This window comes from Streptomyces sp. ISL-87 (genome assembly GCF_018614095.1).
GTDB lineage: Bacteria > Actinomycetota > Actinomycetes > Streptomycetales > Streptomycetaceae > Streptomyces.
Map to the genome: position 1 here is coordinate 92,822 of NZ_JAGGOY010000024.1, position 24,436 is coordinate 117,257.

25 protein-coding genes are annotated in these 24,436 nt (G+C 72.7%); 13 read left to right on the top strand and 12 right to left on the bottom strand.

From position 1 onward, the window contains the following. Positions 1-17 precede the first annotated feature (17 nt). On the bottom strand, positions 18-479 hold the full coding sequence (locus J7I97_RS09400; protein WP_214932701.1) for a MarR family winged helix-turn-helix transcriptional regulator: 462 nt from the start codon (positions 477-479) through the stop codon (positions 18-20). A gap of 100 nt (positions 480-579) precedes the next feature. Here J7I97_RS09400 and J7I97_RS09405 point away from each other — a divergent pair, with 100 nt between their 5' ends. Both J7I97_RS09405 and mltG read left to right on the top strand, forming a co-directional pair. Then, a complete protein-coding gene (locus J7I97_RS09405) occupies positions 580-2,451 on the top strand; it encodes an ABC transporter ATP-binding protein (protein WP_214932707.1) in 1,872 nt (623 codons plus the stop codon). Positions 2,452-2,514: 63 nt separating this feature from the next. Beyond that, positions 2,515-3,381 (top strand): endolytic transglycosylase MltG, encoded by an 867-nt coding sequence (gene mltG / locus J7I97_RS09410; protein ID WP_214932709.1) that lies wholly within the window; start codon positions 2,515-2,517, stop codon positions 3,379-3,381. On the opposite strand, the gene J7I97_RS09415 is transcribed toward mltG, so the two are convergent. The 5 genes from J7I97_RS09415 to J7I97_RS09435 form a co-directional block, all read right to left on the bottom strand. After that, positions 3,378-4,565, bottom strand: coding sequence for an FAD-dependent oxidoreductase (locus J7I97_RS09415; protein WP_308369375.1), 1,188 nt, complete (start codon positions 4,563-4,565; stop codon positions 3,378-3,380). The two genes, mltG and J7I97_RS09415, sit on opposite strands and share 4 nt — an antisense overlap. A gap of 37 nt (positions 4,566-4,602) precedes the next feature. Further along, the gene (locus J7I97_RS09420; protein WP_214932711.1) at positions 4,603-5,076 is read right to left on the bottom strand and encodes a hypothetical protein; all 474 of its coding nucleotides are present in this window, start codon (positions 5,074-5,076) and stop codon (positions 4,603-4,605) included. A 17-nt stretch (positions 5,077-5,093) separates the two neighbouring features. Then, a complete protein-coding gene (locus tag J7I97_RS09425; protein ID WP_214932713.1) occupies positions 5,094-5,336 on the bottom strand; it encodes a hypothetical protein in 243 nt (80 codons plus the stop codon). A gap of 112 nt (positions 5,337-5,448) precedes the next feature. Continuing rightward, complete coding sequence (locus J7I97_RS09430) at positions 5,449-6,126, bottom strand: HAD family phosphatase (RefSeq protein ID WP_214932715.1); 678 nt, start codon at positions 6,124-6,126, stop codon at positions 5,449-5,451. A gap of 46 nt (positions 6,127-6,172) precedes the next feature. Continuing rightward, entirely contained in the window at positions 6,173-6,652 is a 480-nt protein-coding gene (locus tag J7I97_RS09435; protein WP_214932717.1) for an Lrp/AsnC family transcriptional regulator, read from the bottom strand. A gap of 129 nt (positions 6,653-6,781) precedes the next feature. Here J7I97_RS09435 and J7I97_RS09440 point away from each other — a divergent pair, with 129 nt between their 5' ends. From J7I97_RS09440 to J7I97_RS09455, 4 genes are read left to right on the top strand one after another with little or no spacing between them, the layout of a single operon-like run. Next, positions 6,782-7,375, top strand: a complete 594-nt coding sequence (locus J7I97_RS09440; RefSeq protein WP_214932719.1) for a histidine phosphatase family protein — start codon at positions 6,782-6,784, stop codon at positions 7,373-7,375. Between the two features lie 47 nt (positions 7,376-7,422). Beyond that, positions 7,423-8,931, top strand: coding sequence for an APC family permease (locus J7I97_RS09445; protein WP_214932721.1), 1,509 nt, complete (start codon positions 7,423-7,425; stop codon positions 8,929-8,931). Positions 8,932-8,941: 10 nt separating this feature from the next. After that, on the top strand, positions 8,942-9,370 hold the full coding sequence (locus J7I97_RS09450; protein WP_214932723.1) for a universal stress protein: 429 nt from the start codon (positions 8,942-8,944) through the stop codon (positions 9,368-9,370). Between the two features lie 38 nt (positions 9,371-9,408). Next, the gene (locus tag J7I97_RS09455; protein ID WP_251058623.1) at positions 9,409-9,822 is read left to right on the top strand and encodes a cupin domain-containing protein; all 414 of its coding nucleotides are present in this window, start codon (positions 9,409-9,411) and stop codon (positions 9,820-9,822) included. On the opposite strand, the gene J7I97_RS09460 is transcribed toward J7I97_RS09455, so the two are convergent. The 3 genes from J7I97_RS09460 to J7I97_RS09470 all read right to left on the bottom strand — a co-directional run bounded on the left by J7I97_RS09460 (position 9,812) and on the right by J7I97_RS09470 (position 11,624). Beyond that, complete coding sequence (locus J7I97_RS09460) at positions 9,812-10,714, bottom strand: S41 family peptidase (RefSeq protein ID WP_214932725.1); 903 nt, start codon at positions 10,712-10,714, stop codon at positions 9,812-9,814. The genes J7I97_RS09455 and J7I97_RS09460 overlap by 11 nt on opposite strands. 145 nt (positions 10,715-10,859) lie before the next feature. Continuing rightward, positions 10,860-11,372, bottom strand: coding sequence for a pyridoxamine 5'-phosphate oxidase family protein (locus J7I97_RS09465; RefSeq protein ID WP_214932727.1), 513 nt, complete (start codon positions 11,370-11,372; stop codon positions 10,860-10,862). Between the two features lie 48 nt (positions 11,373-11,420). Further along, positions 11,421-11,624: a DUF5988 family protein gene (locus J7I97_RS09470; RefSeq protein ID WP_214932728.1), complete on the bottom strand. Its 204-nt coding sequence runs from the start codon at positions 11,622-11,624 to the stop codon at positions 11,421-11,423. Between the two features lie 169 nt (positions 11,625-11,793). Between J7I97_RS09470 and J7I97_RS09475 the strand changes: the two genes are divergently transcribed. The 4 genes from J7I97_RS09475 (at position 11,794) to J7I97_RS09490 (ending at position 18,123) form a co-directional block, all read left to right on the top strand. Continuing rightward, positions 11,794-13,875: a SpoIIE family protein phosphatase gene (locus J7I97_RS09475; RefSeq protein WP_214932730.1), complete on the top strand. Its 2,082-nt coding sequence runs from the start codon at positions 11,794-11,796 to the stop codon at positions 13,873-13,875. A 285-nt stretch (positions 13,876-14,160) separates the two neighbouring features. Beyond that, positions 14,161-15,651: an FUSC family protein gene (locus J7I97_RS09480; protein ID WP_214932765.1), complete on the top strand. Its 1,491-nt coding sequence runs from the start codon at positions 14,161-14,163 to the stop codon at positions 15,649-15,651. Between the two features lie 210 nt (positions 15,652-15,861). Then, a complete protein-coding gene (locus tag J7I97_RS09485; RefSeq protein WP_214932732.1) occupies positions 15,862-16,998 on the top strand; it encodes a nitric oxide synthase oxygenase in 1,137 nt (378 codons plus the stop codon). A gap of 57 nt (positions 16,999-17,055) precedes the next feature. After that, the gene (locus tag J7I97_RS09490; protein ID WP_214932734.1) at positions 17,056-18,123 is read left to right on the top strand and encodes a lactonase family protein; all 1,068 of its coding nucleotides are present in this window, start codon (positions 17,056-17,058) and stop codon (positions 18,121-18,123) included. Between the two features lie 117 nt (positions 18,124-18,240). Here J7I97_RS09490 and J7I97_RS09495 read toward each other — a convergent pair whose 3' ends face one another. From J7I97_RS09495 to J7I97_RS09505, 3 genes are all read right to left on the bottom strand, one after another. Further along, complete coding sequence (locus J7I97_RS09495) at positions 18,241-19,155, bottom strand: sirohydrochlorin chelatase (protein WP_214932736.1); 915 nt, start codon at positions 19,153-19,155, stop codon at positions 18,241-18,243. A 72-nt stretch (positions 19,156-19,227) separates the two neighbouring features. Further along, the gene (locus J7I97_RS09500; protein WP_214932738.1) at positions 19,228-19,914 is read right to left on the bottom strand and encodes a uracil-DNA glycosylase; all 687 of its coding nucleotides are present in this window, start codon (positions 19,912-19,914) and stop codon (positions 19,228-19,230) included. 35 nt (positions 19,915-19,949) lie between these two features. Next, positions 19,950-21,038, bottom strand: coding sequence for a sialidase family protein (locus tag J7I97_RS09505; RefSeq protein ID WP_214932740.1), 1,089 nt, complete (start codon positions 21,036-21,038; stop codon positions 19,950-19,952). 224 nt (positions 21,039-21,262) lie between these two features. On the opposite strand from J7I97_RS09505, the gene J7I97_RS09510 reads away from it, so the two are divergent. The 3 genes from J7I97_RS09510 to J7I97_RS09520 all read left to right on the top strand — a co-directional run bounded on the left by J7I97_RS09510 (position 21,263) and on the right by J7I97_RS09520 (position 24,264). Then, on the top strand, positions 21,263-22,600 hold the full coding sequence (locus J7I97_RS09510; protein ID WP_214932742.1) for a wax ester/triacylglycerol synthase family O-acyltransferase: 1,338 nt from the start codon (positions 21,263-21,265) through the stop codon (positions 22,598-22,600). A gap of 114 nt (positions 22,601-22,714) precedes the next feature. Then, the gene (locus tag J7I97_RS09515; RefSeq protein WP_214932744.1) at positions 22,715-23,815 is read left to right on the top strand and encodes an NADH:flavin oxidoreductase/NADH oxidase; all 1,101 of its coding nucleotides are present in this window, start codon (positions 22,715-22,717) and stop codon (positions 23,813-23,815) included. Between the two features lie 86 nt (positions 23,816-23,901). Further along, positions 23,902-24,264 carry a helix-turn-helix transcriptional regulator gene (locus J7I97_RS09520; RefSeq protein ID WP_214932746.1) on the top strand — a complete coding sequence of 121 codons (363 nt, stop codon included), beginning with the start codon at positions 23,902-23,904 and terminating at the stop codon, positions 24,262-24,264. Positions 24,265-24,436: the final 172 nt, after the last annotated feature.

A 24,436-nucleotide genomic window follows, 5' to 3' on the forward strand; every position in this document is an offset into this window, starting at 1 on the left:
TGGCCGGGCGGGTGGACTCAGCAGCGGTGCTCCGCCGGGGCGTCCGTCAGAGCGTTGAGCAGGCCGCCGAGCACCTCGCGCTGTTCGGCGGTCAATGGAGCCAGGATCTCCTCTGCCGCCTCGGTTCGCGCGTTGCGCAGCCGGCGCAGCGTGGCGCGGCCGGTCTCGGTGAGCTCGATCCGGACGACGCGCCGGTTCGCGGGGTCGGGCGCGCGGCGTACGCACTCGGCCGCCTCCAGGCCGTCCACCAGGGTGGTCACGGCGCGGGGTACGACCTCCAGACGGGCGGCGAGATCGGCCATCCGGGGCGGCTGCCCGCCCTCGTGGTGCGCGACCGTGCGCAGCAGCCTGCCCTGCGCCGGGGTGATCCCGAGCGGCTCCATGTGGTGCTTCTGGATGCGGTGGAGCCGGCGGGTCAGCCGCAGCAACTGCTCGGCGAGCACACCGTCGGTGCTGTCGGTCTCGGAAGCGGTACTCATGCTGCGGTCCTCATAATGGGAAACAGTATCAGGACCGGATTCATTGTGAGCATAGGTAACAATGAGCTATGCTCATTCGAGTCTCGTCAGAAGGAGGCCCATGCGCCCCGAAGAACCGAAGTGGACGCCATCGAAAGATTCGCTCGACCCCAACCGCCCGGCCCCGGCCGACCAGCCGCGTGAGCTGCGCCGCATCATGGGCCTCTTCCGGCCCTACCGCGGCCGGCTGGCCGTAGTCGGCGTGCTCGTCGGCGCCTCCTCGCTGGTCGGCGTCGCCTCGCCGTTCCTGCTCAAGGAGATCCTGGACGTCGCGATCCCCCAGGGCCGCACCGGACTGCTCAGCCTGCTCGCGCTCGGCATGATCTTCACCGCCGTCGTGACCAGCGTCTTCGGCGTCCTCCAGACGCTGATCTCCACCACGGTCGGCCAGCGCGTCATGCACGATCTGCGCACCGCCGTCTACGCGCAGCTCCAGCGGATGCCGCTGGCCTTCTTCACCCGCACGCGCACCGGCGAGGTGCAGTCCCGCATAGCCAACGACATCGGCGGCATGCAGGCCACCGTCACCTCCACCGCGACCTCGCTCGTCTCCAACTTCACGGCCGTGATCGCCTCCGTCGTCGCGATGCTCGCACTCGATTGGCGGCTCACCCTCGTTTCTCTGCTCCTGCTCCCCGTCTTCGTGTGGATCAGCCGCCGGGTCGGCCGTGAGCGCAAGAAGATCACCATGCAGCGGCAGAAGCAGATGGCCGCCATGGCCGCGACGGTCACCGAGTCCCTGTCGGTCAGCGGCATCCTGCTCGGCCGCACCATGGGCCGCGCCGACTCGCTGACCCAGTCCTTCTCCGAGGAGTCCGAGAAGCTCGTCAGCCTCGAAGTGCGCTCCAGCATGGCCGGGCGCTGGCGGATGTCCACCATCGGCATCGTCATGGCCGCCATGCCCGCGCTCATCTACTGGGCCGCGGGCATCGCCTTGCAGACCGGCGCCCCCTCGCTTTCCGTCGGCACCCTCGTCGCCTTCGTCACCCTCCAGCAGGGGCTGTTCCGGCCCGCCGTGAGCCTGCTGTCGACCGGCGTGCAGATCCAGACCTCGCTCGCCCTGTTCGCCCGCATCTTCGAGTACCTCGACCTGCCGGTGGACATCACCGAGCGCGAGGACGCGGTACGGCTGGACCGGGCCAAGGGCGAGATCCGGCTGGAGGACGTCCACTTCGAGTACGACGCCAAGAGCGGGCCCACCCTGACGGGGATCGACATCACCGTCCCGGCCGGCGGCTCCCTCGCCGTGGTCGGCCCGACCGGATCCGGCAAGAGCACTCTGAGCTACCTCGTGCCCCGGCTCTACGACGTCACCGCCGGCCGGGTCGCCCTCGACGGCGTGGATGTGCGCGACCTCGACTTCGACTCGCTGGCCCGCTCCATCGGCGTGGTCTCCCAGGAGACCTACCTCTTCCACGCCTCGGTCGCCGACAACCTGCGCTTCGCCAAGCCGGACGCCACCGACGAGGAGATCGCGGATGCGGCCCGCGCGGCCCAGATCCACGATCACATCGCGTCCCTTCCCGACGGGTACGACACCCTGGTGGGCGAGCGCGGCTACCGCTTCTCCGGAGGCGAGAAGCAGCGCCTCGCCATCGCCCGCACCATCCTGCGCGACCCGCCGGTGCTGATCCTCGACGAGGCCACCAGCGCTCTGGACACCCGTACGGAGCACGCCGTGCAGCGGGCGATCGACAACCTCTCCCAGGGCCGCACCACCATCACCATCGCGCACCGCCTCTCCACCGTCCGCGACGCCGATCAGATCGTGGTCCTCGACGGCGGCCGCATAGCCGAGCGCGGTACGCATGAGGAACTGCTGGCGGCGGAGGGCCGGTATGCCGCTCTGGTCCGCCGGGACCGGGACGCCGCCCAAGCGCCGGGGGGCGCCGGGAGCGACCGGCTCGACGAGCCCACCCCGGTGAATGTGTGATCGTATGACTGGCATACGGGTGGGATGCCCGGATTGTGCCGCCTCGCGGGTTAGCGTGCCGGCATGCGTCATGAGCACCGGCCGCCACGACAGCGCCGTACCCGGCTCACCCGCCGGGGCCGGATGGCGCTCCTCTTCGGCACCCTGTCCGCGCTCGGGGCACTGGTCCTGATTCCGCTGCTGCCCAGCGGGGAACAGGCACCGCCGCCCGAGAAGCCGCGCCGGCTGGTGATCCCCGAGGGCTGGCGGGCCCCGCAGGTCTACGCCGCCATCGACCGGGAGCTGGGGCTCCCGGCGGGCTCCACCAAAGCGGCCGTCCCCACGGCCGGGATGGCGCTGCCGGCCGAGGCGAAGGGCAATCCGGAGGGCTTCCTCTTCCCGGCGACCTACCCGGTGACCTCGAAGACCACTCCGGGCGCGCTCCTCGCGTACATGGTGAAGACGGCCAACCAGAAGCTCGCCACCAAGGCCGTCGCGGACGGCGGCAAGGTGCACGGCATGACCCCGTATCAGACGGCCACGCTGGCCAGCATCATCGAGGCGGAGGCCGAGACCCGCGCCGACATGGGCAAGGTCGCGCGGGTGGTGCACAACCGGCTGGCCAAGTCGATGCCGCTCCAGATGGACTCCACCATCAACTACGCGCTGAACCGCAGCACGCTGGACACCACCCTGAGCGAGACCCGGCTCGACCACCCCTACAACACGTACGAGCGCCAGGGGCTGCCGCCCACGCCGATCGACAGTCCGGGGCTCGAAGCCATGGGGGCCGCGGTCGCGCCGACGCCCGGCGCCTGGCTGTTCTTCGTCACCGTGAAGCCGGGGGACACGCGCTTCTCGGTGACGTACGAGGAGCACAAGAAGCACGTGGCGGAGTTCAACCGGATCCGCGCCGCGGGGCGGGCCAAGGCGGGCTCCAAGGCCGGTTAGGTACGGGAGAGCGCGGCGGGCTCGTGGGTTTCGCGATTTTCCGCGGTTTCCAACGTTTCCAGGGTTTCCAACGTTTCCCACGCTTCCGGGGATTCGCGGGTTTCGCGGGCAAGGAGGCGGCGGATCTCGCGGACCGCGGCGCCCCCCGCACGGTTGGCGCCGATGGTCGACGCCGACGGGCCGTAGCCGACCAGGTGGATTCGCTCGTCGCGCACCGCCCTGGTGCCCTCGACGCGGATGCCGCCCCCCGGCTCGCGCAGGCGCAGTGGGGCCAGGTGGTCGACGGCGGCCCGGAACCCGGTGGCCCACAGGATCACATCGGCCTCCACCCGCCGGCCGTCCGCCCAGGCGGCCCCGTTCGCGGTGATGCGGTCGAACATGGGCCGCCGGTCCAGCACCCCCGAGGCGATACCGTTCCGGACGGCCTCGTTCAGGGGGAGTCCGGTCACGCTGACCACACTCTGCGGGGGCAGCCCCTGACGCACCCGCTCGTCCACCAGCGCCACCGCCGCCCGGCCCTCGGCCTCCCCGAAGGTCCCGTCGCGGAACGCCGGCGGCCGGCGCGTCACCCAGGTGGTCTCCGCGGCCACCTCGGAAACCTCCAGCAGGTGCTGTACCGCCGAGGTGCCGCCGCCCACCACGATCACCCGGGCCCCGGCGAACTCCTGCGGCCCCGGGTAGTTCGCGGTGTGGAGCTGGCGGCCGCGGAAGGTCTCCTGGCCCGGGTAGCGCGGCCAGAACGGCCGGTCCCAGGTCCCGGTGGCGTTGATCAGGGCCCGCGCCGACCAGGCGCCGGCCGGGGACTCCACCAGCAGCCGCCCGCCGGCGCCCGCCCGTACGGCCGTGACATCCACCGGGCGCCGCACACGCAGGCCGAAGCGCTCCTCGTAGGCGGCGAAGTACTCGCCGATCACCTCGGACGACGGCCGCAGCGGGTCGGCTCCGCCGAGCTCCATGCCGGGCAGGGCGTGCATCCCGTGCACCTTGCCGTACGTGAGCGAGGGCCAGCGGAACTGCCAGGCCCCGCCCGGGCGGGGGGCGTGATCCAGGACCACGTGCTCCGTCCCGGCCCGGGCCAGGTGGTACGCGCTGGACAGGCCCGCCTGTCCAGCGCCGATGACCACCACGTCCACCGCCTGCGCCGCGTCCGCTCCAGCCGTGTCCCGCTCCACAAAATAGTTCACGGTTCTACTAACCCGGAGCTGAGGCGAGATCTTCCCCTCAGGCGGACGCCGCGATCCAGGCCGCCAGTTGTTCCGGGGTCGTGGACGGGTCGGCGACCAGTGTGGCCAGTTCGTCCTCCTGGAAGGTGGCCGTGGTGACGGCCGGGCAGCGGTGGCAGGCGTCCACGCCCGTCTGCTGCCACCACTGGCACTGGGAGCGCAGGTGGCACCGTGGGACCGCGCGCGCCTCGGGTGCGGCCGGCAGGGCCAGGACCCGTTCCACCAGGGCGCAGTCGTCGCCCCGCCGGTTGACGCAGCTGGAGACGCAGTGCGAGGCGAACCGGAGCACCCGCGTCGGCTCGATTCCCTCGGGGATCGAGCCGAGCACCTCCGCCGCCGGGACCGGGTCGGCGAGGTAGGTCACCCGGCCGTCCGCCGCCGAGCGGACGCCGAGGACGACGGACTCCGGGGCCCGGGCCTCCCCGCTGGGGCACCAGGTCGACGGTGTGGCTGCTGTCTGCTCGGATCCCACGGTGCTCACCCGTCCCGTCAGCCGTCGATCGCGTCAGGCGACTGGAGCACCTCACGGCCGATGGGGTCGCCGATCGTGCCCTGCAGTCCGAGGGCCTCCTCCTGTGCGACCGCCTGCGCGAGGCTCTCGTGGAGCTGGCTCACGGACGTGATGCGGTCCGTGGTTGTCGGCGCGGCGTTGGCCGAGCCGACCGCCGTGATGACGATCCCCGCGGCCATCACGACCGCGGCGCCGCCGGCTGCCAGTTTGTTCTTCTTCATGGGGCCTCTCCCGGTGTGGCGCGGCGGGATTCCGCCGCTGTCCTGTCCTGTACCGGGACGACCCTAGGTACGGCGAAAGGTCCGAAGAGGCAGTTTTCAGGGGCAGTTGGGCTCAGGCAGCCGGGTGCTCGCTGACCCACTCGTAGGCGGTGTCCGCGCTGAATTCCCGCTGCCCGGCCCGGAACAGCAGACCCACGCCCGCGAAGGCCGCGTCGACGGCGGTGTCCCTCACGTAAGGGATCGCGATGCAGCCCATCCCCGCCGCGCGGGCGGCCTGCGCGCCCGGCGCCGCGTCCTCGACGACCACGCAGTCGGCGGGGTCCGAGCCGAGCCGGCGGGCCGCCTCCAGGAACACGTCCGGGGCCGGCTTGCCGTGCGCGACCTCCTCGGCGGAGACCACCGTCGTCAGCAGCGCGTCCAGCCCGGTGCCGGCCAGGACGGCCTCGATCGCCTCGCGGGAGGAGCCGGAGGCCACCGCCATCGGAACGCCCTCGGAGTGCAGCCGCTCCACGAACTTCCGCATCTCGGGGAAGTCCTCGGTCCCGGCGCGGGCCAGCTCCAGGTAGGCGGCGTTCTGCTCCGCCAGCAGCTGCTCCAGCGGCGCCTGGATCCGGTATTGCTTCTTGAGCAGGTCCAGTGTTTCCAGGGTGCCGATGCCGATGAAGCGGGAGTGCTGCTCCCAGGTGAAATCGGGGACGCCGTGCCGCTCCAGGGTGCGGCGTCCGGACTCGTAGTAGTTCGGCTCGCTGTCCACGAGGGTTCCGTCGAGATCGAATATCACGGAGATCATCCGTTGTGCCCGTCCTGCCGGTCGTGTACGTGTCTCTACCATCTTGTCAGTGTTTGCGCGCTGCCCGTCCCACTGCCTCGACCAGCGGCAGCAGGCGGTGCGGGACCCGCTCGCGCAGGGCCACCTCGGTACGGGTGCGGACCACGCCCGGAAGCCGGATCAGCCGCTGGATCACGTCTTCGAGGTGAGCGTTGTCCCGGGCCGCCACCCGGGTGAGCAGATCGCCGCCGCCGGTGATCGAAAAGGCCTCGATGATCTCGGGTACGGCGGCCAGCGCGTCGCCCACCTCGTCCAGGTGTCCCTGGGTGACCTCGATGTGCACGAAGGCCAGCACCGGGTGTCCGAGCGCGGCCGGCGAGAGTACGGGCCCCGTCCCGGTGATCACCCCGGTGCGTTCCAGCCGGTCCAGCCGGGCCTGGAGGGTGCCGCGCGCGACGCCGAGCAGTCGGGCGTACTCGCGCACGCTGGTGCGCGGCTGCTCGATCAGCAGGCGCAGGATCCGGGTGTCGAGCTCGTCCACCGCCATACCGCGACTGTACCAATGGCCCAGGCGCAAGCGGAGTCACCGATTCGGTGGCCGCGCCCGTCGCCCACAGCGACACACCGGGCCAGTTTTCCCCGGCACCGGTGTGCCAGAGGGCATATCGTCCGGAGGGTGAGCGACCTGCTGCTGGTGAGGCACGGCGAGACGGCATGGAGCGCCAACGGACGGCACACCGGGCGGACCGATGTGCCGCTGACCGCAAATGGCGAGGAGGAGGCCGTCTCGCTGGCCCCCTTCTTCCGCGACCGGCGCCCCGCCCTGGTGCTCACCAGCCCGCTGCGCCGCGCCGTGGCCACGGCCGAGCTCGCCGGGCTGACCGCAGGCACCACCGATCCCGACCTGTACGAGTGGGACTATGGCGGCTACGAAGGCGTCACCACAGCCGAGATCCGGCGGACCCGGCCGGCCTGGTCGCTGTGGACCGACGGCGTCCCGCCCGGCGACGCGGAGCACCCCGGCGAGAGCGCGGGCCAGGTCGGGGCCCGTGCCGACCGCGCTCTGGCCCGGGTGGCTCCGGTGCTGCGCGCGGACCGCGGCAACGCCGTCCTCGTCGCCCACGGCCACTTCCTGCGCGTCCTGACCGCCCGCTACCTGGGCCTGCCGCCCGCGGACGGCCGCCTTTTCCTGCTCCAGACCGGCACGGTCAGCATCCTGTCCACCGAGCACGGCCTTCCGGTGATCGCCGGCTGGAACACCCGCCCCTGAGCGGCTTCCGCATCGCGTGCAGGTGCCGGGTGCGTGACGATGCGTGTATGGCCCAGGACGGCGCGGGCGGCGGACCGGCGACAGGCATCCCCGAGGCAGGGCTCAAGGCCAACGCGATCGGGTTCCTCGACGCGCTCGTCATCGGCCTGAACTCCACCTCACCCGCGTACTCGCTGGCCGCCGTCATCGGTCCGATCGTGGCACTGTCCGGGATCTACGCGCCGGGCGTGATGCTGGCGTCCTTCGTGCCGATGCTGCTGATCGCCGCCGCCTTCTACTACCTCAACAAGGTCGACCAGGACTGCGGAACAACCTTCTCGTGGGTGACACGCGCCATGGGCCCCTGGACGGGCTGGCTCGGCGGCTGGGCGATCGCCATGACCGGCGTACTGGTGATCGGTTCACTGGCCGATGTCGCCGTCCACTTCGGCCTGCTGGCCGCCGGCCTCGACGACTGGGCCGCGAACGAGGTGATCCGGCAGACCCTCACCGTCGTGGTGATCCTGGCCATGACCGCCGTCTGCGTCATCGGCACCGAGATGTCGGCCCGTGTCCAGGACGTGCTCATCCTCGCCCAGGTCTTCTTCCTGCTGGCCTTCGCGGTCGTCGCCATCTACCGCGTCTACGCCGGCAACAGCACCCTCGACTCGATCGAGCCGACCGTCGACTGGCTCAACCCCTTCGGCGCCGGCGGCGCCGCCCTCACCGGCGGGCTGCTGCTCGGCGTGTTCATCTACTGGGGCTGGGAGTCCGCGGTGAACCTCACCGAGGAGGTCGAGCACTCCGCCACCGCGCCCGGCAAGGCGGGCATCTGGTCGACGGTCGTACTGCTCGTGACCTACCTGTCCGTCGGCTTCGCCGTCGTCGGCTACGCGGGGACCACCTTCCTCGCCGAGAACGCGGGCGAGGAGGAGGCCCTCTTCGCCGTCCTCGCGCACGAGGTCATGGGCGGCTGGGACTGGATGGTGCTCCTCGCGGTCTGCACCTCCGCACTCGCCTCCACCCAGACCACGATCATCCCCGCCTCCCGCACCGCCCTGTCCATGGCCCGCCGCCACGCGCTGCCGCCGCCGCTCGCGCACATCCACCCGCGGTTCCGGACCCCGGACGTGAGCACCTGGTGGGTGGCCGGCATCGCCATCGGCTGGTACCTCGTCGTCAACCAGATCAGCGAGAACGCGCTCCTCGACTCCCTGACCGCGCTCTCCCTGCTCATCGCCTTCTACTACGCGCTCACCGGCGTGGCCTGCGTGCTCTACTACCGCCGCCACCTGCGGGAGAGCCTGCACAACTTCCTGCTCATCGGTGTCGGCCCGCTGGTCGGGGCGGGCCTGCTGACCTGGCTGCTGGTCGAGTCGGTCCGGGACATGTCGCACCCGGAGAACTCAGCGAGCGGCGTCTCCTGGTTCGGCCTCGGACCGCCGCTGGTCATCGGGATCGCGATCGCCGTCGCCGGCGTGCTCATCATGTGCTTCTGGCGGGTGCGCGACGGCAGGTTCTGGCAGGAGCGGCGCGGGGTGGTGGACCCGGAACTCGTCCACGGCGAGAAGTCCTGAGGAGCCCGCGATGACGGTGGTCCTCGGCTACGACGCATCGCCCGGCGCGGAACGGGCCCTGCGCGTGGCGCTCGCAGTCTCCTCCGCCTTCGGCGAGCACCTCGTCCTCGTCTACGGCACCGCTGCCCCCGGCGACACCGGGGAGGAGTACCGCGCCCACCGGGAAGCCGTCCGCGAGGCGGGGCGCAGCGCCCTCGCGCGGGCCGTGGCCGCCGCCGACGAGGCGGGCGTGCCGTCGACGGCCGAGGTGGTCGACGAGAAGCCCGCCCAGGCCCTGCTCGACGCCGCGGAACGCCACGGGGCGCGGGTCATCATCGTCGGCAGCTGGGGCGACCACCCGGTCCGCGGCGCCCTGCTGGGCCCCACCCCGCACAAACTGCTGAACCTCTCGCGGATCCCCGTACTGTGCGTGCCGACGGAGGGCGACGCCGCGCCGTAGCGCAGGCGCCGCCCCGCGGCCATTGCCGCGCGGACGGCATGCCTGCGGACGTGATGCCCGGTACCTTCCTGCGGCCCCCCGGCCGCCCGGGCACGGTCAGCCACGAAAGCGACCCCCAGGTGATCCGGGTCAGCGAGGCCGCGGGCCAGGTGGCGTGCGTGCTGATTCCCGGAGGCCGCAGCGGCCTGATGGAGGCGTACGAGCACCACTTCGAGCCGCGGCAGGGCGAGCGCGGCTGGTTCGAGCACCCCGGAGAGGACTTCCTCTACGTGCTGGAGGGCGAGATCTACGTGCTGGAGGGCGAGATCGTCCTGGAAGTCGAGGGCGAGGAGCCGCTGACCCTGCGCGCCGGCCAGAGCGCCCACCACCGCGGGAACGTGCCGCACCGCTGCCGCCTGCCCGGCCCGACGGCGCCCGCCGCCCGCACCCTCCTCGTCACGGTCAACTGCTAGGCCGTGCCTCTGTGGCCCGGATGGCCTTGAGCGCCGTGTCGAGAGCCTGGTCGGCCGGTACGGGAACGTCGGGAACCACCCCGACCCCCTCCCAGTTGCCGCCGGTCACCGTGCTGATGGTCCGGGCGGTCGGCACGGTCACCTGTATGTGCTCGGTGACCGCGTGCCGGTCCGTGGGGTGGGCACCGCCCCGTGTGGTTTCGCCGACGAGGATGGCCCGGCCGTGCGCCTGGAGGGTATAGGCGACGTCCTCGCCCCCGGAGAAGGTGATCGCGCTGGTGAGCACGTACACCGGCCGGTCGAGGTAGCGGGGCGCGGGCAGGTGGGCGGACGTCCAGAACTGGCGGGTTGTCCCGGTGGCGCGGTCGTAGATGTCGTTCAGGTGGACCTGGTCGTCGGGGAAGAAGTAGCTGCACCACATGGCGGCCCCCTCGGGCGCGCCGCCACGGCATTCGCGGAGGTCCAGGACGAGGGCGGAGCTGCTGGCGGCCAGTCGCATGGCGGCGCCGACCACGGCCGCGCCCTCGTCGGCGGCCGGGATGCGGCGGATGTCGACGAGCGCTACGCCGCCGTCCAACTGCTCGACACGGCGCACGCCCTGGTTCTCGGCCCGGAGCAGCTCGAGGAACGCGGCGCGCCCGGCGTCCTGGTCCTCCGGCTCCAGCGACTGCGGCTCCTCGACCCAAAGCAGCCGCAGGTGCTTGTCCGGGCACACCTCCTGGAGGTGGGCGGTGACCGTCTCGCACAGCGCCGGCCCGTCCAGGCCGTCGTACTCGCCGGCCGCGAGCCGACGCCGGATCGCGGCGTCGATGTCCACGGCCTTCTCGGGGAAGACGTACCCTGCGTCGATCCGACCCAGGGCCTGCTTGATGATCTGTTCATGATTAGGCACGGCGGGCCATGCTAGGTCGCGAGCAGGCCCGTTACCAGCCGATTTCCGCAGGGCTCGGCACGGGCCGATTCCTGCCCCCGGTCCCAGTCGCAGTCCGAGTCCGAGTCCGAGTCCGAGCCCCAGCCCCCACCCCAGCCCGCGGGCGTCAGAACCGCCAGCGCGTCTGGCTGTACGACCCGCCCTTGCCGAAGCCGAAAGCCGTGCGCGGGGCGACCGCGAAAACCAGCGCCTGCCCCGCCTCGGGGTTGACGAACGCCCCGTCCTGGACGTCGAAGTGCCATTCGGCCCCGTACTTCGCCTCCCACGCCCGGGCGAGCGCCCGCAGTCGCGGCTCGTCCTCGACCCGCACGGCATCGCCCTCGACGACCACGTCGTAGCCGTCGCGGAGGGTGTTGCAGCCGGTGGTGGCGACCACGGCCGGATTGGTGCGCAGGTTCTTCGCCTTGCGCTCCTCCCCGCCGGTGCAGAAGTGCAGCGCGCCGTCCGCCCAGACGCCGATCAGCGGAGTCACATGGGGTCGGCCGTCCGGCCGCACGGTGGTCAGCCAGTACAGCTCGGCCCCCGTCAGCAGCGCGACGGCCTCCTGCCACGGGACGGAGGTGGCCCCCCGGTCGCTGTAGCGTTCGTCCAGCTCGGCGTGCGGTTCGTCGTCGGTCACGGGCGTTTCCTCCTTGCCGGGCCATGCTGCCCGGGCTGCTACGAGCCGCTACTCGGCGATTTCAGTGCGTTCCCACCACTCGTAGACGGGGAGCTGTCCTTCCGGGCCGCCGTCCTGGACCCGCGACGTGGCTTTGAAGTGCTCGTATCCGCCACGGTGCGCGATCTTCAGATCCTCGCCCGGCGCGGGCACCGGCACGATCCGCTCCCGCAGATCGTCCGGCCCGCCCTCGAGTGCCGCCTTGGTTGTCATGGGTCCAGTCTCACCAGCCGCGAAACCCCGCGCACCTCGACGGGCCGCCCGTTCGCCCGCCGTGATGTCCCGCCGGGGGATCACAGGCAGAATTGAAGGGGCAGCCCGCGCCCGCCGCGCGGCCGCCGTACAGCCACCGGCGCGTTCCGCGCGCAGAAGGGGGCCTTCGATGCCACCGGACCGGCTGGGGGGCGAGGCGGACCGCGGCCCGATCCGGTCCGAACCGGGGTCCCTGCTGGAGCACGTGGCGGTGGCCGTGTTCGGCATCGACGACGAGGACCGGGTCTGCTACTGGGGGCCCGGCGCGCGGTACCTCTTCGGCCACGAGGCCGAAGAGGTACTGTCCCGCCCCGCGGCGGCCCTCTTCCCCGCGCAGGACACGGGCGCGGCCCAGGCCCTCACCGAGCGCGCGCGGACCCTCGGGTACTGGCGCGTCCGGCTGCCCGCGCTGCACCGGGACGGAACGGTCTTCGACTGCGGCTTCCGGGTCTTCCCCGTGACCGGCGCGGAGGGCGGCTCCGTGGTGATGGCCCTGGCCAGCCGGGGCGTCGAACTCGACCGGGTGAAGACCAACCTCGTCTTCCTCGACGCCCTCTTCGAAACCTGCCCGATCGGCCTGGTCATGCTCGACGAGGAACTGCGCTACGTCCACCTCAACCAGGCGCTGGCCGACATGGACGGGATCCCCCTCGCCGACCACCTCGGACGCCATATGGCGGACATCATGATCACCTCCGACGACGGCGCCTACCAGCGCATGCTGCGGGGCGTCGCAGACGAGGGCCGGCCCGTGGTGGGCGCGCTCGTGGGACTGCGGACCCCGGGCCACCCGGATCGCGACCAGGTGAGGTCGGTGAGCTTCTTCCCGCTGAGCGGGGTGGGCGACACCCGGCGCGGGGTGGGCGGGCTGCTGGTGGACGTGACCGACCGGGAGCTGGCCATCGTGGAGGCGACGGCCGCCCGGCAGCGGCTGGCGCTGCTGGACCGGGCCGCCGCCCGCATCGGCACCACCCTGGACCTGAACACCACCGCGCGCGAGCTGGTCGAGGCGGTGGTGCCGGACTTCTGCGACGGCTCCGTCGTGGAACTCGTGGAGTGGATGGACGAGAGCGCGGAGTTCGACCCGAGCCTGCCCCTGTTCACCCGGCGGATCGCGGCCGGCACCACGCTCGCCGCTCCCGCCGTCGAACTCGTCAGCGGCCTCGAACAGGTGAGGTACCCGCCGGGCTCCAGCATCCACCAGATGCTCAGCACCGGCCGCCCGCTCTGGGTCCCCGTGAACGAGGAGTTCGTGACCCGCACCGTCATCCACCAGGAACGCGCGCAGCTGCTCCTGGACAGCGGCCTGGCCTGCATCCTCATCGCCCCGCTCATCGCGCGCGGCACGGTCCAGGGCATCACCATGTTCGGCCGCTCGGCAGCCCGCCCCGCCTTCACCGAGCAGGACCTCAGCCTCGCGAGTGAGCTCGCCTCCCGCGCCGCCCTGTGCCTGGACAACGCGCGCCTGTACAGCCGGGTCCAGGACATCGCGCTCACCCTCCAGCGCGCACTCCTGCCCAACGCACCCGCGGCCGGCCCGTACGTGGACATCGCCCACCGCTACCTGCCCGGAAGCCGCGTCACCGAGGTCGGCGGCGACTGGTACGACGTGATCCACCTGCCCGGCGACCGGGTCGCCCTCGTCGTCGGCGACGTCATGGGGCACGGTGTCCCGGCCGCCGCGGCCATGGGCCGGCTGAGGATCACCGCGAAGACGCTCGCGCGGCACACCCGGGACCCCGGGGCCGTGCTCGCGGAACTCGACGCCTGCGCCCAGGAGGCCGGCATCGAGCTGGCGACCTGCCTGTACATCCTCTACGACCCCCACACCGGCCGAGCCCGCATCGCCAGCGCCGGCCACCCCCCGCCCCTGATCCGCCACGAGGACGGGCGCACCGTGGACACCATCGGCGATGTGCTGGGCGTCCCCCTGGGGGTGGGCGGCGTGGCCTTCGAGTCGATCGAGGCGGAGATCCCCGAGGGCGCCACCGTGGCCCTCTACACCGACGGCCTCATCGAGGCGCGGGGCCAGGACATCGACACGGGCATGGACGCCCTGCGCGAGCAGCTGCGCGGCCCCCTGGGCTCGCTGGAGGAGGCGGCGGACCGCATCCTCTCGAACCTGCTGCCCGACACCGCGACCGACGACACGGTCCTCGTCCTCGCCCGGGTCCGCCGCGCCGGCGATGGCGCCCAGGACCACGCCGAGTGACGGCCCCTCCCCGCCGCCCTGGCCCGTTGGCCTCCCTCTGGCCGAGAGACTGGCCACGCGGCTGAGCCAATGGCACAGTGCGGCGGCGCCGAGTTGAGCCATTGGGCTGGCAGGTGTTTATCTGTGTCGCATCCATGTACTTTCGGCGCCGCGCAGCGCCGGACGGCAATGAGGCCGGTCCGGACCGCGGTGCCTTCGCCGTGCCTGCCTGCCGCCCACCACCCCGGGCGGACGCGGGGACGGCGCGCACCGTCGTAAGGGGGGCGGCACACCGCCGTGAAGAGGATGTTCGTGGCTCCGGATCCGGGGCGTATGAGACTCAGGAACTCGCTGCGAGCGGTGATGGGCGTCGCGCTCGCCGTCACCGTCGCCGAGTCCTGCGGGCTCTCCCTCACCGCTTCCATCACCGGGGGACTGGCGGCCCTGCTCGCCCTCTTCACCGTCGTCGACTCCAGCGTCCGCGCGCAGCGGGTGACCACTGCCCTGCTGCCCGCCGCCGGTTTCCCCGTCCTGGCCCTGGCCACCACCCTGCACGGGGTGCCGCTCGCCCGCGACGCCGCCTTCCTCGCCATCGTCTTCGCCGGGGTCTACGCCCGCCGCTGGGGGCCGCGCGGGCACGCGCTCGGGATCTTCGGCTTCATGATGTTCTTCGTTACCCAGTTCCTGCACGCCGTCCCCGGTCAGCTGCCCGAGCTGTACGCCGCCGTCGGGCTGGCGCTCGCCTCGGCCGGCGCCGTTCGGTTCGTGCTGTGGCCCATCGAGCGGCGGACCCCGCCCGCCGCCGCCCCGCCCGGGCTCCCCGGGACCGGGCTGGCGCGGCCCACCACCCGGCAGGCCTTCCAGGCCACCGCCGCCTGCGCCTTCGCGCTCGCCATCGGCCAGGTGCTCTCCGAGGACCGCTGGTACTGGGCGGTCGGCACCGCCTGGTGGGTGTTCGTCAACACCACCTCCCGCGGGGAGACCCTGGTGCGGGGATTCAGGCGGGTCCTCGGCACCGTGATCGGGATCGCCGCGGGACTGCTCATCGCCGTCCCGCTGCACGGCGCGCCCGCGCCCACCGCCGCGCTGGTCGCCGTATGCGTCTTCGGCATCTTCTACACCGCCGCGCCGTCGTACTCCTGGATGATGTTCTTCGTGACCGTCATGGCCGGACTGCTGTACGGGCTGCTCGGCGTACTCCATCCCGGACTGCTGCTCCTGCGCTTCGAGGAGACCGCGGTCGGCGCGCTGGGCGCGGCCCTCGCCGTCGTGATCGTCCTCCCGGTGACCACCCACGCCGCCAACGACGCCTGGATCCAGCGCGCCCTGCACTGCGTACGGGCATCCACCGCCGCCGCCCTCGACCGCCTCGCCGGCGACCCCGAGGCCGATCCCGCCCCGCACGCCGCCGAGCTCGAACTGCTGCTGGGCCGGGTACGGATGGCCCTCGCGCCCCTCGTCCACCCGCTGAGCCCGCTGCGCGCCCGCAAGGCCCGGGCCCGGCAGGTCCTCGGCCTGCTCGACGACTGCGCCCGGGAGGTCCGCGGGCTGGTGGTCGTGGCCGCGGATCCGCAGGCCTCGCACGACGCCCGGCTGGCCGCCGCGTGCTGGCGCGTGGAGGCAGCCGTCGAGGCGCTGACCGCCCCGCGGGGCACGGCGGAACTCAACACTCCGCCCGCCCCCCACCCGGTCGCCGCCGAACCCGCCCTGGCCCACCTGCACGGCCTGGAGCACGCCCTCGCAGCCCTTGCGACCCCGCTGCGCACCGACCCCCGGTCCCCGCTGCTCCCCGCCTGACGGGACCGGTTACCCCTGAGCGTTGCGGCGAATGCTACGGCCCGTCAGGTCCTCGCCGCAGGCCAATCCGTGAAGATCACACGGTGGAGTGTTCCGTGCTGGCCATCGTCACGCTGCTGACCTGCGGCATGTACAACGGGTGATTGTTCACTGCACATTCATCCGGCATGTACAGGGTGGATCTGGCCGGACAGGGGGTAACCGCCCGGAATGGAAATACTGCAACGGCAGTCGATCACCGCTCAAGTATGGGAAGCGGCCGAGGAGTTCATCCGGCTCTTCCACCGGGAGAACGCGGAGGCCGGTGATCCGCGTGCCCGGCTCGCCGCCGTACGGGCCGAGCTCGCGGAGACCGGAACCTATCGGCACACCCCGCAGGAGCTGGTCCACGGAGCCCGAGTGGCCTGGCGCAACAGCAACCGCTGCATAGGCAGGCTCTATTGGAGCTCGCTGCGGGTCCGCGACCGCCGCGGGCTCACCGAATCCGACGAGATCGCCGCCGAGTGCTTCGAGCACCTGCGTGAGGCGACCAACGGCGGCAGGGTCCGCCCCACGATCACCGTCTTCGCCCCCGACACCCCGGACCGCCCCGGCCCGCTGATCTGGAGCGAGCAGCTGGTCCGGTACGCCGGCTACGGCGACCACCCCTCCATAACGGTCGGCGACGCCCGCAACGCCCCCCTCACACGGGCCCTGCTCGGCCTCGGCTGGGCCGGCGGCGCCGGCACTCCCTTCGACCTCCTCCCCCTGGTCGTCCAGGGCGTGGATGACAAGCCCCGGTGGTTCGACACCCCCGCCGACGCCGTGCTGGAAGTGCCGATCGAGCATCCTGACGGCGACGGATGGGCGGACTGGGGCCTGCGCTGGCACGCCGTGCCCGCCATCTCCAACATGTGCCTGGAGATCGGCGGCATCCACTACCCGGCCGCCCCCTTCAACGGCTGGTACATGGGCACCGAGATCGGCGCCCGCAACCTCGCCGACACCGACCGGTACAACCTTCTCCCCGCCGTGGCCCGCCGCCTCGGACTGGACACCTCCAGCGACCGCTCGCTCTGGAAGGACCGTGCGCTGGTCGAGCTCAACCGGGCGGTGCTGCACTCGTTCGACCGGGCCGGGGTCACCATCGCCGACCACCACACCGAGTCGCGGCGCTTCCTCAGTCACATGGAAAGGGAGGAGCGCAAGGGGCGCGAGGTGGGGGCCGACTGGTCCTGGATCGTGCCGCCGATCTCCGGCTCCGCGACCCCGGTCTTCCACCGCACGTACGAGGACCGGCAGAGCTCGACGGCGTACGTACACCACGAGGGCGCACAAGAAAGGGCCCAAGGACGGGATTTGGTCTAGACCTTCTGTTAACGTCGCTCAGGACGGATCCGGGACGGGTAGGGAGAGGGGCATCCTGTGGGCGGCGCCGACAGCACGGACCAAGGCGGCGGACACCGGGCCTACATCGGCTCGTTCACCTCGGGGGGCGGCCGCGGCATCACCACCGCGGCCGCGGATCCGCTCACCGGCGCGCTGACCCCGCTCGCGGCCACCGACGCCGTCCGGGACCCCTCGTACCTCGCCCACGACCGCCGCACCGGGGTGCTCTACGCGGTGAGCGAGACCGGCCAGGGCGCGGTCGGCGTCTTCCGGACCGCAGGCGAGGGACTCGTCCCGCTGGGCACGGCCGTCCACGTCGGCGGCGCCGGCCCCACCCATCTCAGCGTCGCCGGGCGCCGGCTGATCACCGCCAACTACACCTCCGGCAGCGTCAGCGTCCTCCCGCTCGCCGCCGACGGCAGCATCGAGGGGCCCGCCTCGGTCCTTGCGCACCGGGGCTCGGGACCCGACGCCGACCGGCAGGAGGGCCCGCACGCCCACCAGGCGCTGCCCGACCCCACCGGCCGCTGGGTGCTCAGCGTGGACCTCGGCACCGATTCGGTACGGGTCTGCGCGCCGGACCCGGCCACCGCTGCCCTCCGGGTCCACTCCGAGACCGCGCTGCGCGCCGGGACCGGGCCGCGCCACCTCGCCTTCCACCCCGAGGGCCGGGTGGCCTACGTCCTGCACGAGCTGGAGCCGCAGCTGACCGTCTGCCGCTGGAATCCGGGGAGCGGACACCTGGAAATCCTCGGTGAGGTCCCGGTCGCCTCAGGGGGCCATCCAGGGGCTGCACGGGCCTACCCCTCGGCGATCGTCGCCTCGCGCGACGGGCGCTTCGTCTGGGTCGCCATCCGCGGTGCCGATACCATCGCCACCCTCTCGCTCGCGGGCGGGGCGGAGAAGCCGGAGCTCACCGGCACCGTGGGGTGCGGGGGCAGCTGGCCGCGCGATCTCGCCGCCGACCCCTCGGGGCGCCGGCTGTACGCGGCCAACGAGCGTTCCGGGGACGTCACCTGGTTCGACGTCGACCCGCTGACCGGGCAGCCGCGCCGGGCGGGCTCGGTGGCGGTGCCCGCCGCGACCTGCGTGGTCTTCGGCTGACGGCTGACGGCTGACGCCCGGCGCCGCTGGCCGCCGGTCCGGCCCGGCTCGTACGAGGGCCCGCGCCCAGAATCGGAAGATCCCGGGCGCGGGCCCTCGTAGCGTGTCGTGAGCGGGTCAGTTCGTGGCGGCACCCTGGGTGATCCCGAGGGCCGCGGAGTACTGCGCGACGGCGAGCTTGCCGAGCGCCGGGTACGCGCCCAGCACCTCGGCGGCGGCGCAGTCGGCCTCCTTGCACGCGGTGTCCAGCAGCCCCTCGGCGGCCTCCGGCCCGATCAGGTACGGCGCCAGCGCGAGCTGCGTCGAGCCTTCCAGGCGCAGCTGCTCGGCGACCGCGGCCACCGAGCCCTCCTGGTCCAGCGCGGCCGCCTTTACGGGCACCGCGAGGCGGGCGGCCAGCAGCATGCCGGTGACCGCGGCGGCCTGGACGGCCTCCTCGCCGCCGGTGGTGGCCACGACGATGCCGTCGGCGGCGGTGGTGACGGTGAACAGCCGGGCGCGGTCGGCGCGGGCCAGACCCGCCTCGGACAGGCGTACGTGCAGGCCCTCGGCCAGCAGCGGGTGCGGGCCGAGTACGTCGGCCAGCTCGGCGGCGGCCGGGGAGTCCATCAGGGCCTGGCGGAAGCGGCGCAGCAGATCGGCGTCCGGACCGGCGAGCAGGGGCACGACCACGGCGTCCGGGCCGGTCGGCGCGGGCACCTCGTGGCCGGCGGCGCGGGCGAACTCCGCACGCGCGGCACGCTCCTGCGCGACGGCGGTCAGCACGCCGGACAGCGACGGGAACTCGGTGTCGTCGTCACCTTCGAGGAAGCCGATGCGGGCGTCCAGACCCGGCAGCTCGGAGCGGCCGATGCTGATGATCTCTTCCGCGAGCCCCCGCGAGGCGGCCGAGGGGGCACCGGGCACGGCGAGCACCAGCGCGGGCGCGCCCTCGGGCGCCACCGCGGGCTCGGGCCGGCGGTGCCGTCCGGTCTGGCGGGGTCGCGGCATTCGTACGGGCAGGCCATTTGCGGGCCCAGTGGGGGAGCTCATGGCGCCGCATGCTACTGGCTTATCGGAACCGAGTGTTCGGGCAGGGCCCATTCGGGCGGCATCTGTCCGCATTTATCCGGCACAGGGCAGGCGCCAGTCCACCGGCTGCGCTCCCTGGCGCACCAGCAGGTCGTTCGTCCTGCTGAACGGCCTGGAGCCGAAGAATCCGTTGTCGGCGGACATGGGGGAGGGGTGCACGGACTCCACGGCCGGCAACTCGCCCAGCAGCGGGCGCAGATTGCGGGCGTCCCGCCCCCACAACACCGACACCAGCGGCTTGCCGCGCGCGGCCAGCGCCCGGATCGCCTGCTCGGTGACCGCCTCCCAGCCCTTGCCCCGGTGGGCGTTGGGCTTGCGCGGGGCGGTGGTCAGCGAACGGTTGAGCAGCAGGACGCCCTGCCGGCTCCACGGCGACAGGTCCCCGTTCGCCGGACGGGGCACGCCGAGGTCGGCGTACAGCTCGCGGAAGATGTTGTCCAGGCTGGGCGGCCACGGGCTGACCTCGGGCGCCACCGAGAAGGACAGGCCCGTCGCGTGCCCCGGGGTGGGGTAGGGGTCCTGTCCGACGATCAGCACCTTGACCTCGTCGAACGGCTGTTGGAAGGCGCGCAGGACGTTGGCGCCGGCCGGCAGGTACGTTCTCCCCGCCGCGATCTCGGCGCGCAGGAAGTCGCCCATCGCGGCGATCTGCGCCGCCACCGGCTCCAAAGCGCGGGCCCAGCCCGGCTCGACGATCTCGTTCAACGGTCGTGCTGCCACAGCGGATCACTCTACTGGCTCACGCCGCCCCGCCGTCACGCCAGTACGGCCGCCCGTACACACAGCACGTCCGGCAGGTGCTCGGCCAGCAACTGCCAGCTGTCACCGTCGTCGTGGCTCGCGTACAACTCGCCGTTGCGGTTGCCGAAATAGATCCCCGCCGGGTCCGCGTCGTCCGTGCACAGCGCGTCGCGCAGCACCGTCCCGTAGTGGTCCCCGGCGGGCAGCCCCTTCGACAGCGGCTCCCAGCTGGCGCCCGCATCCCGGGTGCGGAAGACCCGGCAGCGGTGCTCGGCCGGGACCCGGTCGGAGTCGGCGTTGAGCGGGAAGACGTACGCGGTGTCCGGCCGGTGCGGGTGGGCGGCCACGGCGAAACCGAAGTCGGAGGGCAGTCCGGCGCCGATGTCGGTCCACTCGGCCCCCGCGTCGTCGCTGCGGTAGACGCCCCAGTGGTTCTGCAGATACAGCCGGTCCGTGTCCCCGGCGTCCTGGGCGATCTTGTGCACGCACTGGCCGAACTCGGGATGCGGATCCGGCAGGAACACCGCCGAGACCCCGTGGTTGGACGGCGCCCAGCTGGCCCCGCCGTCCTTGGTCCGGAACACTCCGGCGCTGGAGACGGCCACCGTCACCGCGTCCGGGTCGGCGGGGTCCGTGACCACCGTGTGCAGGCCCTCGCCGCCGCCGCCCGGCATCCAGCTCTTGCGGGTCGGGTGCTCCCACAGCGGGCGGATCAGCTCGAAGGACTCGCCGCGGTCCGCCGAGCGGAACAGCGCGGCCGGCTCCGTGCCCGCGTACACCACGTCCGGGGCCTCGGGCCCGGCCGGATGCAGCTGCCAGACCCGCTCCACCGAGGCGCCGGTGTCCTCCGGGAACTTCACGGCGGGCGCCGCGGGCTCCCGCCAGGTCGCGCCCAGGTCGTCGGAGCTGAAGACGGACGGCCCCCAGTGCGAGCTGTCCCCCGCGACCAGCAGCCGGGGCGCCGGGCCGCGCCCGTCGATCGCGACCGCGTACACGGCCTGGGCGTTGAAGTGCGGCCCGTCGAACTCCCAGAGGCCGTCGGCGCCGCGCCGGCCGATGAAGAGCCCCTTGCGGGTTCCTGCAAGCAGTAGCACGTCGGTCATGGCCGACACCTCCGGACGTCGTTGTCCTCTACGGCGGACTTTCGATACGGCACCTTCCGGCCAGTCTGCACCTCCCCACTGACAGCGGCCCGGCGGGCGCCACGCGTGCCCTGAACAGTCGATCGTCATTGATCGACACGTGCTTGAAACGGTCGGCTACTTGATCGTAGGAGGATGATGACGGTTGACTTCCAGCCTCAGTCACCGCACGCGAGAGGCACTATGTGGCCACCGAGCCCCTGTCCCCGCTCGACCTAGCCTTCTGGCGGATCGAATCCGCCGCCCACCCCATGCACCTCGGTGCGCTCGCCGTCTTCGAAGCCGCCTCGCCCGACGCCGCCGCCCGCGCCGCCGAACTGCTCGCCGCCCGCTGCGCCGCCCTGCCGGGTCTGCGCCGCCGGATCCATGATGTGCTCTTCCCGTTCGGCGCGGCCGTCTGGTCGCCGGACGCGGACTTCGATCCGGCCCGCCACGTCTTCCTCACCGGGGCCGGCGCGGCAGACCCGGCCGCGGCCGATCCCCATGCGGCGGCCGGCCCGCTGATGGCCCGGCCGCTGGACCGGGCCCGGCCGCCCTGGGAGGCGCATGTGCTGGCGGGCCCCGGCCCGGACTCCTTCGCGGTGCTGTTCAAGTTCCACCACGCGCTCGCCGACGGGCTGGGCGCGCTCGCCCTCGCGGCCGGCCTCTTCGACGACGCCCTGCCCCCGCGGGAGCCGGCACGGCGGCTCCCGGAACAGGGCGACAGCCCCGGATCCGCCCTGCGCCGGCTGCCCGGGGTCCTCGCCTCGCGCGTCCAGGACCTCGGCCAGGCCCTGGAGATCGGCGCCGCCGTGGCCCGCGCCGGGCTGCCCCTGGGCGTTCCGGCGGCGCTGGCGGCCGGCCCGGCCGCGGGCACCCGTAGCGTCACCGGGCTCGCCCTCGACCTCGACGAGGTCAACCTCATCCGCAAGGCCGTCGGCGGCACCGTCAACGACGTGCTGATCGCCCTGGTCGCCGGCGCCCTGCGGCGCTGGCTGGCCGGCCGCGGCGACCCCGAGCCGCTGGGTGCCGGCCCGCGCGCCCTGATACCCGTCTCCCGCCGCAGACCCGGAGCCGCCCCCGGCGCCGGGAACCGGCTCTCCGGCTACCTGCTGCGGCTCCCGCTCGCCGAGAGCGACCCGCTGCGCCGCCTGGCCGCCGTACGCACCGGCATGGACCGCAACAAGGAGGCCGGACCGGCGCGCGGCGCCGGGGCGGTCGCCCTGCTCGCCGACCACGTCCACCCGCTCGGCCACCGCCTCGGCGGCCCGCTGGTCGCCCAGGCCGCCCGGCTGCTCTACGACATCCTGGTCACCAGCGTCCCGCTGCCCGGCCTCACCTTCACCCTCGGCGGCAGCCGGGTCCGCGAGGTCTACCCGCTCGCTCCGCTGGCCCCCGGCCAGTCGCTGGCCGTCGCGGTCTCCACGTACAAGGGCACGGTCCACTACGGCCTGGTCGCCGACGCGGCCTCCGTACCGGACCTGGCGGCCCTGGCCGGGGCGCTGCGCGCCGAGCTCGACGCCCTTGTACATGAGGTGACGTAGTACGAGAGACGCCGTAGTACGAGAGGTATCGTAGTACGAGGAAATTCGTAGTACGGTGACTCTCGTACTTAGCCGCCGGTCCTCGGCGCGCCCGGTGACGTCTGGAGAGCCCTCATGAGTGCTGCCCCTGCTTCCTTCGCGGCCCTGTTCACCCCGTACACCCTGCGGTCGGTGACCATCCCGAACCGTGTGTGGATGGCCCCGATGTGCCAGTACAGCGCCGAGGCCTTCGGCCCCAACGCGGGCGTGGCGCACGAGTGGCACTTCGCGCACTACGCGGCCCGCGCCGTCGGGGGCACCGGCCTGATCATCCAGGAGGCCACCGCCGTCTCCCCGGAGGGCCGGATTTCCCCGTACGACCTCGGCATCTGGAACGACGCCCAGGTGGAGGCGCTGCGCCCGATAACCGCCTTCGTCAAGGCGCAGGGCGCCGTCCCCGGCATCCAGATCGGGCACGCCGGCCGCAAGGCCTCCACCGAGCGCCCGTGGAAGGGTGGCCGGTGGGTCGGACCCGAGGCGCACGGCTGGCTGCCGAGCGCCCCGAGCGCGGTGCCGTTCCACGAAGGCGACCCGGTGCCACACGAACTGACGGTGGATGAGATCCGCGAGATCACCGGCCAGTTCGCGGCCGCCGCCGAGCGCGCGCTGGCCGCCGGCTACGAAGTGGTGGAGATCCACGGCGCACACGGCTACCTCATCGGCCAGTTCCTCTCCCCGGACAGCAACAAGCGCACCGACGAGTACGGCGGCTCCTTCGAGAACCGCACCCGCTTCCCCCTCGAAGTCGTGGACGCCGTACGCGCGGTGTGGCCCGCCGAACTCCCGCTGTTCTTCCGGATCTCCGCCACCGACTGGCTGGAGGGGGAGGGCTGGACCGCCGACGAGACGGTCCGGCTGGCCGGTCTGCTCCTGGAGCACGGGGTGGACCTGCTCGACGTCTCCACCGGCGGTCTCTCCCCGCACGCGAAGGTCCCGGTCGGCCCCGGCTACCAAGTTCCGTTCGCGGCCCGGGTCAAGGGCGAGACCGGCCTCCCGGTGGCCGCCGTCGGGCTGATCACCGACCCGGAGCAGGCCGAGAAGATCCTGGCCAACGGGGAGGCGGACGCCGTCCTGCTGGGCCGCGAGCTGCTGCGCGACCCGTACTGGGCCCGCCGCGCGGCCGCCGAACTGGGCGGGGAGCTCCGCACGCCCACCCAGTACCACCGCGCCTGGTAGCGAGTACACCTGCCCAGGCGTGTCCTACGATGGTCCTCGTACATCATTGGCAGAGGTCCAGCAGAGCCGAGTGAGCGGAGGAGCGGATGTCGGATCAGGCCCCCACCACCCGTGCGCTCGCCCACCCCGAGTCCGCCGAGATCCGGCTGGAGGGCGTGCTGCACGCCCTCTCCGACCCGATGCGGCTCTCCATCGTCCGTGAACTCGCCGGCGCGGGCTCCGAGTTGTCCTGCTCGGAATTCGTGCTGCCGGTCACCAAGTCCACGACCACCCACCACTTCCGCGTACTGCGCGAATGCGGTGTCGTACGCCAGATCTACCGCGGCACGGCCAAGATGAACGGCCTGCGCCGCGGCGACCTGGACGCCCTCTTCCCGGGACTCCTGGACAGCGTCCTCGCGGCGGCCACCGCCGAGGAAGCGCGGCTCGGCCTCCCGGCGCCGGCGTGACGGGCACGACGGGCCGTTAGCCTGGCCGGCACGACGGGCCGCTGACGTGACCGGCGCGACGGGCCGCTGACGTGACCGGCGTGACGGCCCGCTGACGTGACAGGCGCGAGGGGGTCGCTGACGTGACCGGCGCGACGGCCCGCTGAAGAGGCGGCCTAGGAGTCTGATGAAG